Origin of the sequence: Enterobacter cloacae complex sp. P43RS, assembly GCF_014930585.1 — a bacterium.
In the GTDB taxonomy this organism is placed as follows: domain Bacteria; phylum Pseudomonadota; class Gammaproteobacteria; order Enterobacterales; family Enterobacteriaceae; genus Enterobacter; species Enterobacter bugandensis.
Genome location: NZ_JADBRJ010000003.1, coordinates 461,112 through 470,241 on the forward strand (window position 1 = coordinate 461,112; position 9,130 = coordinate 470,241).

The 9,130-nt window shown below is 53.1% G+C and carries 9 protein-coding genes; 5 read left to right on the forward strand and 4 right to left on the reverse strand.

From position 1 onward, the window contains the following. Nucleotides 1–21: 21 nt before the first annotated feature. The 3 genes from glnS (at nucleotide 22) to chiQ (ending at nucleotide 3,908) form a co-directional block, all read left to right on the forward strand. Nucleotides 22–1,689 carry a glutamine--tRNA ligase gene (glnS, locus tag IM294_RS09270; protein WP_041910779.1) on the forward strand — a complete coding sequence of 556 codons (1,668 nt, stop codon included), beginning with the start codon at nucleotides 22–24 and terminating at the stop codon, nucleotides 1,687–1,689. Nucleotides 1,690–2,136: 447 nt separating this feature from the next. Continuing rightward, nucleotides 2,137–3,534 carry a chitoporin gene (gene chiP / locus IM294_RS09275; protein ID WP_028012359.1) on the forward strand — a complete coding sequence of 466 codons (1,398 nt, stop codon included), beginning with the start codon at nucleotides 2,137–2,139 and terminating at the stop codon, nucleotides 3,532–3,534. Between the two features lie 47 nt (nucleotides 3,535–3,581). Then, nucleotides 3,582–3,908: a ChiQ/YbfN family lipoprotein gene (gene chiQ, locus IM294_RS09280; RefSeq protein ID WP_028012360.1), complete on the forward strand. Its 327-nt coding sequence runs from the start codon at nucleotides 3,582–3,584 to the stop codon at nucleotides 3,906–3,908. 92 nt (nucleotides 3,909–4,000) lie between these two features. On the opposite strand, the gene fur is transcribed toward chiQ, so the two are convergent. The 4 genes from fur to ybfF all read right to left on the reverse strand — a co-directional run bounded on the left by fur (nucleotide 4,001) and on the right by ybfF (nucleotide 6,611). Beyond that, the gene (fur, locus tag IM294_RS09285; protein ID WP_028012361.1) at nucleotides 4,001–4,447 is read right to left on the reverse strand and encodes a ferric iron uptake transcriptional regulator; all 447 of its coding nucleotides are present in this window, start codon (nucleotides 4,445–4,447) and stop codon (nucleotides 4,001–4,003) included. A 288-nt stretch (nucleotides 4,448–4,735) separates the two neighbouring features. Continuing rightward, the gene (gene fldA / locus IM294_RS09290; protein WP_008501067.1) at nucleotides 4,736–5,266 is read right to left on the reverse strand and encodes a flavodoxin FldA; all 531 of its coding nucleotides are present in this window, start codon (nucleotides 5,264–5,266) and stop codon (nucleotides 4,736–4,738) included. Between the two features lie 155 nt (nucleotides 5,267–5,421). Next, the gene (gene ybfE, locus IM294_RS09295; protein WP_014883017.1) at nucleotides 5,422–5,709 is read right to left on the reverse strand and encodes a LexA regulated protein; all 288 of its coding nucleotides are present in this window, start codon (nucleotides 5,707–5,709) and stop codon (nucleotides 5,422–5,424) included. A gap of 128 nt (nucleotides 5,710–5,837) precedes the next feature. After that, nucleotides 5,838–6,611, reverse strand: coding sequence for an esterase (gene ybfF, locus IM294_RS09300; protein WP_059355280.1), 774 nt, complete (start codon nucleotides 6,609–6,611; stop codon nucleotides 5,838–5,840). A gap of 183 nt (nucleotides 6,612–6,794) precedes the next feature. Here ybfF and seqA point away from each other — a divergent pair, with 183 nt between their 5' ends. Next, nucleotides 6,795–7,343, forward strand: coding sequence for a replication initiation negative regulator SeqA (gene seqA, locus IM294_RS09305; RefSeq protein ID WP_028012363.1), 549 nt, complete (start codon nucleotides 6,795–6,797; stop codon nucleotides 7,341–7,343). 24 nt (nucleotides 7,344–7,367) lie between these two features. Continuing rightward, nucleotides 7,368–9,008 (forward strand): phosphoglucomutase (alpha-D-glucose-1,6-bisphosphate-dependent), encoded by a 1,641-nt coding sequence (gene pgm, locus IM294_RS09310; RefSeq protein ID WP_028012364.1) that lies wholly within the window; start codon nucleotides 7,368–7,370, stop codon nucleotides 9,006–9,008. Nucleotides 9,009–9,130: the final 122 nt, after the last annotated feature.

Consider the following 9,130-nt stretch of genomic DNA (forward strand, 5'->3'; position numbering starts at 1 on the left):
TTACGCTTTGAGGAATCCACGATGAGTGAGGCAGAAGCCCGCCCGAGTAACTTTATTCGTCAGATCATCGATGAAGATCTGGCCAGTGGTAAGCACACCACGGTACATACGCGTTTCCCGCCGGAGCCGAACGGCTACCTGCACATTGGTCACGCGAAATCGATCTGCCTGAACTTTGGCATTGCGCAAGACTACCAGGGGCAGTGCAACCTGCGTTTCGATGACACCAATCCAGTAAAAGAAGACATCGAATACGTTGAGTCCATTAAAAACGACGTGCAATGGCTGGGCTTCAACTGGTCTGGCGATATCTGCTACTCCTCTGACTATTTTGATCAGCTGTATGCCTACGCGGTGGAGCTGATCAACAAAGGTCTGGCATACGTTGACGAGCTGTCTGCGGACGAAATCCGCGAGTATCGCGGTACGCTGACCGCACCAGGCAAAAACAGCCCGTTCCGCGATCGCAGCGTGGAAGAGAACCTGGCGCTGTTTGAAAAAATGCGTGCCGGTGGCTTCGAAGAAGGTAAAGCGTGCCTGCGTGCCAAAATCGATATGGCGTCTCCGTTTATCGTGATGCGCGATCCGGTGTTGTACCGCATTAAGTTCGCAGAACACCACCAGACCGGCAACAAGTGGTGCATCTACCCGATGTACGACTTCACCCACTGCATCAGCGATGCGCTGGAAGGCATCACCCACTCGCTGTGTACGCTGGAGTTCCAGGATAACCGTCGTCTGTACGACTGGGTGCTGGATAACATCACCATTCCTGTGCATCCGCGTCAGTACGAGTTCTCTCGTCTGAATCTGGAATACACCGTGATGTCCAAGCGTAAGCTGAACCTGCTGGTGACCGACAAGCACGTTGAAGGCTGGGATGACCCGCGCATGCCGACCATCTCCGGCCTGCGTCGTCGTGGTTACACTGCCGCTTCTATTCGTGAGTTCTGCAAACGTATCGGCGTGACCAAGCAGGACAACACCATCGAAATGGCGTCTCTGGAATCCTGCATTCGTGAAGATCTTAACGAAAACGCCCCGCGCGCGATGGCTGTTATCGATCCGGTGAAACTGGTGATTGAAAATTACCCGCAGGGTGGAAGCGAGCTGGTCTCTATGCCTAACCATCCGAATAAACCGGAAATGGGAAGCCGCGACGTGCCGTTCAGCGGTGAGATCTGGATCGACCGTGCTGACTTCCGTGAAGAAGCCAATAAGCAGTACAAGCGTCTGGTGTTGGGTAAAGAAGTTCGTCTGCGTAACGCCTACGTCATCAAAGCCGAGCGCGTAGAGAAAGATGCTGAAGGTAACATTACCACCATCTTCTGTTCGTACGATGCTGAGACGCTGAGCAAAGATCCGGCAGACGGCCGCAAGGTGAAAGGCGTGATCCACTGGGTGAGCGCTTCCCACGCGCTGCCGGTAGAAATTCGTCTGTACGATCGTCTGTTCAGCGTGCCTAACCCGGGTGCGGCGGAAGACTTCCTGGCGACCATCAACCCGGAATCTCTGGTGATCAAGCAAGGTTATGCGGAGCCATCGCTGAAAGCCGCTGAAGCGGGCAAAGCGTTCCAGTTCGAACGTGAAGGTTACTTCTGCCTGGACAGCCGTTACAGCACGGCAGAAAAACCGGTATTTAACCGTACCGTAGGTCTGCGTGATACCTGGACCAAGATCGGCGAATAATAACGTTGCACTGGTCAATGAGAAACAAACGCCGCTTATAGCGGCGTTTTTTTATTTAATGATCATATCGTTAAAGTAGGCCCGTAATTAGGCCAGCTAAAATTTTTGGTCAATGCGGTGCTACTTATTTTTCTAAAAAAAGTTTGTCTGTTTCATAAAAAAGAGAATTAAGACAAATACGGGTTTTATTACGATCTAATACGCCGAAATTACCTGCTCTACCCCCGCCACACCTCGCATCCGGCCAAATGTTACAAAGCACTACCAATTATGTGCACTTCGTCATAATCCTGACTTTTGCCCACTGAAAAGCATTGATAATTCGCGTCGCGAAAAATAACCTAAAGACGGTAGTTAATTCGAGGGTATTTATAACTACCCCTGGCCTTTTGGTCTTTTATATTTTCGCCGTTTAAGGCGTTTTAATTCGTCAAAGAGGAATAATCTATGCGTACGTTCAGTGGCAAACGTAGTGCGCTGGCGCTGGCTATTGCCGGTGTGACAGCAATGTCGGGCCTGGTGGTGACACCAGAGGCAAAAGCAGCAGGTTTCATCGAAGATTCTACCCTCACTGGCGGTATTTATTACTGGCAGCGTGAACGTGACCGTAAAGATGTCACAGAAGATAAATACAAAACCAACCTCTCTCACTCCACCTGGAACGCCAACCTGGACTTCCAGTCAGGCTACGCCGCCGATATGTTCGGTCTGGATATTGCCGCGTTTACGGCGATTGAAATGGCTGAAAATGGCGACAGCGGCCACCCGAACGAAATTGCCTTCTCCTCCAGTAATAAAGCCTATGACGAAGACTGGTCAGGGGATAAAAGCGGTATCAGCCTTTATAAGGCCGCAGCGAAATTCAAATACGGCCCGGTATGGGCGCGTGGGGGCTATATTCAGCCAACCGGCCAGACGCTGTTAGCGCCGCACTGGAGCTTTATGCCTGGTACCTATCAGGGGGCAGAAGCCGGGGCTAACTTTGACTACGGTGATGCAGGTGCGTTGAGCTTCTCCTATATGTGGACCAACGAGTACAAAGCGCCGTGGCACATTGAGATGGACAAGTTCTACCAGAACGATAAGAAAACCAAAGTCGATTACCTCCACTCGCTGGGCGCGAAGTACGATTTCAAAAACGATCTGGTTCTGGAAGCCGCATTTGGTCAGGCGGAAGGCTATATCGATCAGTATTTTGCTAAAGCCAGCTACAAATTTGATATCGCCGGTAGTCCGCTGAGCACTAGCTACCAGTTCTACGGTACGCGCGATAAGGTCAGCGATGGCAGCGTAAATGACATTTATAACGGCACCGCGTGGCTGCAGGCGTTAACCTTCGGCTATAAGGTCGGTCAGGTTGATTTGCGTCTGGAAGGCACATGGGTGAAGGCTGAAGGGCAGCAGGGCTACTTCCTGCAGCGTATGACGCCGACCTATGCCTCATCCAACGGTCGTCTGGATATCTGGTGGGATAACCGCTCAGACTTCAACGCCGACGGCGAGAAAGCGGTCTTCTTCGGCGCCATGTATGACCTGAAAAACTGGAACCTGCCGGGCTGGGCGGTGGGCGCTTCTTACGCTTACGCCTGGGATGCAAAACCAGCAGACATGGCGACGCCGGATGCGTACTACGATCCAAACTATCGCCTGAAAGAGTCCTCCTACAGCCTGGATGCTATCTACACCCTGCAGGATGGCCGCGCGAAAGGCACGATGTTCAAGCTGCACTTCACGCAGTATGACAACCACTCCGATATCCCAAGCTATGCGGGCGGTTACGGCAACATCTTCCAGGATGAACGTGACGTCAAATTCATGGTTATCGCCCCATTCACCATCTTCTGATGAGCACACCGGCGGGCTGAGTCCCGCCGGTCTGGAGACTGCATATGATGAAAAAAATCGTAATCGTCGCGCTGATGGCATCAGGGCTGGTGGCGTGTGTTCAGACTCAGGCGCCGAAAGAGGACGCCCGTCTGAAGGAGGCGTATAGCGCCTGTATTAATACCGCGGAAGGATCGCCTGAGAAGATTGAAGCCTGCCAGAGCGTGCTAAATGTGTTAAAGAAAGAGAAAGCGCATGAGGCGTTCGCGACGCAGGAGAATGTTCGCGTGATGGATTATCAGGCCTGCATCCAGGCACGTAAAACCGGTAACGATCAGGAAGTGGCGAAGCGTTGCGATAAAATCTGGAACGAGATACGCAATAACAACAAATGAGTTGATCTACGCCCGGTGGCACTTTGCTGACCGGGCTTTTTTCAGGCAAAAAAAAGCCAACCTTACGGCTGGCTCAGAGTATGAACGCTAACTTATTTTGTGTCGTGAGCGTGTTCATTCTCGCGGCAATCCCCTTCAGCGCAGTGACCGTAAAGGTACAGGCTGTGGTTGGTCAGGCGAATGCCATGACGAGCTGCGATTTCACGCTGACGCGCTTCGATGGAATCATCGCTAAATTCAATGACCTTGCCGCAATCGAGGCAGATCAGGTGATCGTGGTGATGCTGCTGGGTCAGTTCGAATACAGATTTACCGCCTTCGAAATTATGACGGGTAACAATGCCCGCGTCATCAAACTGGTTCAGCACGCGATATACAGTGGCCAGCCCAATCTCTTCACCCATGTCGATAAGACGTTTATAAAGGTCTTCCGCACTGACATGGTGATTGTCTGGACCCTGAAGCACTTCCAGGATTTTTAACCGAGGAAGCGTTACTTTCAGGCCAGCCTTCTTTAATGCGGTATTGTTGTCAGTCATGCGGAATCTGTCCTGTTGCTAAACGATTCACTTCTCTGGGAAGTGACAGAAAATGCACCTGGGATAATGCGTCTCATTATAGAACTGCCATGCCTAAATGAAAACTGCAAGTCTCAGGCAAAGTATGCTTATAAAAACGTGGTATCACCTACAAACTTGCTCAATGGAAACCACATTTTGCCAGGGAGACATTGTACAGGTCTGGGCGAAAAAGTTAAAAGTTTGTAGCAATTAATTTAATCGGTTTTACCTGGAAAAGGGGCGCAACCCGCGTTGCGCCGTAAAAAATCAGGCGTTGAGAATATCGTCCAGATGCAGTTCTTCGCGGATCTGTTTAACCCACTTCTCTACACGCTCTGCGGTCAGTTCTGGCTGACGGTCTTCGTCAATGGCAAGTCCGACAAAATGATCGTCATCGGCCAGGCCTTTAGAGGCTTCGAAGTGGTAACCGGCAGTCGGCCAGTGGCCCACAATAACCGCGCCATTAGGCTCAATGATGTCGCGAATCGTCCCCAGCGCATCACAGAAGTACTCGGCGTAATCTTCCTGATCGCCACAACCGAACAGGGCAACCAGCTTGCCGTTGAAGTCCACCTCTTCCAGCGTCGGGAAGAAATCGTCCCAGTCGCACTGGGCTTCACCATAGTACCAGGTTGGAATACCCAGCAGCAGAATGTCATAGCCCTCGAGATCTTCTTTGCTGCTCTTGGCGATGTCATGCACATCAGCAACGTCTTTACCGAGCTGTTTCTGAATGTTTTTTGCGATATTTTCGGTATTGCCGGTATCACTGCCGAAGAAAATGCCGATGATTGCCATGAGTAAAATAACCTCTTGAAACTTAATGGTATGGTGGCGCAATTCGGCCACGGATAAGGGCAATAATAGCAGAACTGGCAACCCTGCGGAAACCGCTATCGCGCAGGACTGCACTCTGTGCTACATGAAAAGGGCGATAAAGGGGTTTTTCAGACTTATGCCTGGCTGCGCAGCGTCTCAAGTTGGGCGATGAGCATCTCTTCAATAAGCTCGCTGCGGCTGATATTACGCGCCTCTGCCAGCTCGTTAAGCGCATCGACCGCGTCGGCGTTGAGCTTCAGTTCGACACGCTTAAGCCCACGATTTTTATCGCGTTTAAGCTGATTGCGTTTATTGATACGCAGCTGTTCATCGCGCGAAAGCGGATTCGTTTTCGGTCGTCCCGGTCGACGCTCATTCGCGAACAGATCTAGTGTCGTACGGTCCGTTTGTTCTTTGGCCATGATTATGAGACTTCGGGGGAAACACGCCGCCCTGCTAAAGCCCGGGCGATAAGCGCGCCATCATACATCACCAAAAACGGCACGCCAACGACTGGAAGCCCGTCATCTTCCAGTCGCTCTCTTTTTAATCAATTTGCAGTATCAGCGAGATAGCGGCGAATGGCGCGCAGTACAGCATCCGGTTTTTCCGCATGCACCCAGTGTCCGGCACCGGCAATGACGTGGGCGCGCGCCTGCGGGAATTGTGCCAGCAGCGTGTCGCGGTACGCGTCGGTAATATAAGGAGAGTTACCGCCGCGAATAAAGAGGGCAGGGTGCGGCCAGGCGGGAACGGTTTCCCAGCCCACGATGTGGTTGTACTGGTCCCACAGCACTGGCACGTTAAAACGCCACTGCCCGTCAACAAACGACTTCAAAAGGAACTGCACCACGCCTTCTTCATCAAGATGCTCACGCATAACCGCTGCCGCCTGCTGACGAGTGGAAACGCCAGCTTCGGTTACGGCATTGATCGCCGCGAAAATCTCATCGTGACGGCGAACGTCGTAATCCACAGGCGCAACGTCAATCACCACAAGCCCGGAAATTCGCTCTGGCGCCAGCGCGGTGAGGGCCATAACCGCTTTACCGCCCATTGAATGCCCAATGAGGGTCACCTTCTGCAGGTTGTGCGCGTCCAGCGTATCCAGCAGATCCTGCGCCATTGCCGCATAGGTCATTTCGTCTGAGCGGCCGGAAAGCCCGTGGTTGCGCATATCGACCTGCAAAATATCGTGATCGGTAACCAAATCGCGGGCCAGCACGCCCAGGTTATCCAGGCTGCCAAAAAGTCCATGAACCAGCACGATGGGGGAATTATTGTTCGGCGATTGTGCAGTTTGCGCTCGGGTATTCAATTTCATGGCAAAGTTCTTTTTTTACGTATGTCAGGTTAGGGTATCATGTTGACCATTCTGCCGCCCGGCTGCAAGGTTCCAGTTTAATCTGACTTTTGCCGCCAACCTGGTTTGACGCTATCCGCTGTTGGGATTTGACCTTATAATCCCAATGACTTGTATTCAGATAAGATATCGCACTGGATTAAGATGAAAACAATCGAAGTTGATGACGAACTCTATCAGTATATTGCCAGCCAGACGCGGCATATCGGGGAGAGCGCGTCCGACATTTTACGGCGCATGCTTAAAATTTCCGCCGCTTCACAGCCTGCCACCCCAGTTACCAAAGATGTCGTGTCTCAGCCGAGCGTTGCTGCACAAGCAAAACCTGCCGTGACGCCGGTAAAAGATAAAGTGCGCGCGATGCGCGAACTGCTGCTCTCCGACGAATATGCGGAGCAGAAAAAGGCGGTTAACCGTTTTATGCTGGTGCTGTCTACACTTTACTCCCTGGATAACAAAGCGTTTGCTGAAGCGACCGAGTCGCTGCACGGCCGTACCCGCGTCTATTTCGCGGGCGACGAGCAGACGCTGCTGCAAAATGGCAATCAAACCAAACCTAAACATGTCCCTGGCACTCCGTACTGGGTGATCACCAATACCAATACGGGCCGCAAGTGCAGCATGATTGAACACATCATGCAGTCCATGCAGTTCCCGGCGGAATTGATTGAAAAGGTTTGCGGTACAATTTAACCCTTGCATCATAAGGACCCGGTAATGGCAAATCACAGCCGTGCAGGCCAACCTGCACAACAAAGCGATTTGATTAACGTCGCTCAGCTGACCGCGCAGTATTACGTGCTGAAACCGGTCGTGGGCAACGCAGAACACGCAGTGAAGTTTGGTACATCTGGTCACCGCGGCAGCGCGGCGCGCCACAGCTTTAACGAACCGCACATTCTGGCCATTGCTCAGGCCATTGCGGAAGAGCGCGCTAAAAACGGCGTTACCGGTCCGTGCTACGTGGGCAAAGATACCCATGCGCTGTCTGAACCGGCGTTTATTTCCGTGCTGGAAGTGCTGGCGGCGAACGGTGTGGACGTGATTGTTCAGGAGAACAATGGGTTTACTCCAACACCGGCGGTATCAAACGCGATCCTTGTGCACAACAAAAAAGGTGGCGCGCAGGCTGACGGTATCGTCATTACGCCATCCCACAACCCGCCGGAAGACGGTGGTATCAAATACAACCCGCCTAACGGCGGCCCGGCTGACACTAACGTCACCAAAGTGGTGGAAGATCGTGCAAACGCGCTGCTGGCCGACGGTCTGAAAGGCGTTAAACGTATTTCTCTTGATGAGGCGATGGCCTCCGGCCACGTGAAAGAGCAGGATCTGGTTCAGCCGTTTGTGGAAGGGCTGGCGGATATCGTCGATATGGCGGCGATTCAGAAAGCTGGCCTGAAGCTGGGCGTGGATCCGCTGGGCGGCTCCGGTATTGAGTACTGGAAGCGCATCGCCGAGCACTACAAGCTGGATCTGACCATCGTGAACGATCACGTCGATCAGACCTTCCGCTTTATGCACCTGGACAAAGACGGCGCGATCCGTATGGACTGCTCCTCCGAATGCGCGATGGCGGGCCTGCTGGCACTGCGCGATAAATTCGACCTGGCGTTTGCTAACGACCCGGACTATGACCGTCACGGCATCGTCACCCCTGCCGGGCTGATGAACCCGAACCACTATCTGGCTGTTGCGATCAACTACCTGTTCCAGCACCGTCCGCAGTGGGGCAAAGAGGTGGCTGTCGGTAAAACGCTGGTCTCTTCTGCGATGATCGACCGCGTGGTGGACGCGCTGGGCCGCAAGCTGGTGGAAGTGCCGGTAGGCTTCAAGTGGTTCGTTGACGGTCTGCACGACGGTAGCTTTGGCTTCGGCGGCGAAGAGAGCGCAGGCGCGTCCTTCCTGCGTTTCGATGGCACCCCGTGGTCAACCGATAAAGACGGCATCATCATGTGCCTGCTGGCGGCGGAGATTACCGCGGTTACCGGTAAAAACCCGCAGGAACATTACAACGAGCTGGCTGCACGCTTTGGTGCGCCAAGCTATAACCGTATTCAGGCTGGCGCGACCTCTGCCCAGAAAGCGGCTCTGTCCAAACTCTCTCCGGAGATGGTCAGCGCAAGCACCCTGGCAGGCGATCCGATCACCGCGCGTCTGACGGCGGCACCGGGTAACGGTGCGTCTATCGGCGGCCTGAAAGTGATGACCGAAAATGGCTGGTTCGCCGCGCGTCCGTCCGGTACGGAAGATGCGTACAAGATCTATTGCGAAAGCTTCCTCGGCGCTGAGCATCGCCAGCAGATTGAGAAAGAAGCGGTAGAGATTGTCAGCGAAGTGCTGAAAAACGCATAAGTCGTGTTCTGATGCGGGCTGATGCCCTCACCCCGGCCCTCTCCCACTGTACGGTCCGGGGACATAGTGAACACTTGTTCGGGGACATGGTAGACACTTACAACTGAGGCATAAGAACCCGT

Bases quoted from the DNA above. Each gene is read 5' to 3' on its own strand.
- glnS (WP_041910779.1), top strand. From the start codon at position 22: ATGAGTGAGGCAGAAGCCCGCCCGAGTAACTTTATTCGTCAGATCATC.
- fur (WP_028012361.1), bottom strand. From the start codon at position 4,447: ATGACTGACAACAATACCGCATTAAAGAAGGCTGGCCTGAAAGTAACG.
- ybfF (WP_059355280.1), bottom strand. From the start codon at position 6,611: ATGAAATTGAATACCCGAGCGCAAACTGCACAATCGCCGAACAATAAT.
- chiQ (WP_028012360.1), top strand. From the start codon at position 3,582: ATGAAAAAAATCGTAATCGTCGCGCTGATGGCATCAGGGCTGGTGGCG.
- seqA (WP_028012363.1), top strand. From the start codon at position 6,795: ATGAAAACAATCGAAGTTGATGACGAACTCTATCAGTATATTGCCAGC.
- pgm (WP_028012364.1), top strand. From the start codon at position 7,368: ATGGCAAATCACAGCCGTGCAGGCCAACCTGCACAACAAAGCGATTTG.
- ybfE (WP_014883017.1), bottom strand. From the start codon at position 5,709: ATGGCCAAAGAACAAACGGACCGTACGACACTAGATCTGTTCGCGAAT.
- chiP (WP_028012359.1), top strand. From the start codon at position 2,137: ATGCGTACGTTCAGTGGCAAACGTAGTGCGCTGGCGCTGGCTATTGCC.
- fldA (WP_008501067.1), bottom strand. From the start codon at position 5,266: ATGGCAATCATCGGCATTTTCTTCGGCAGTGATACCGGCAATACCGAA.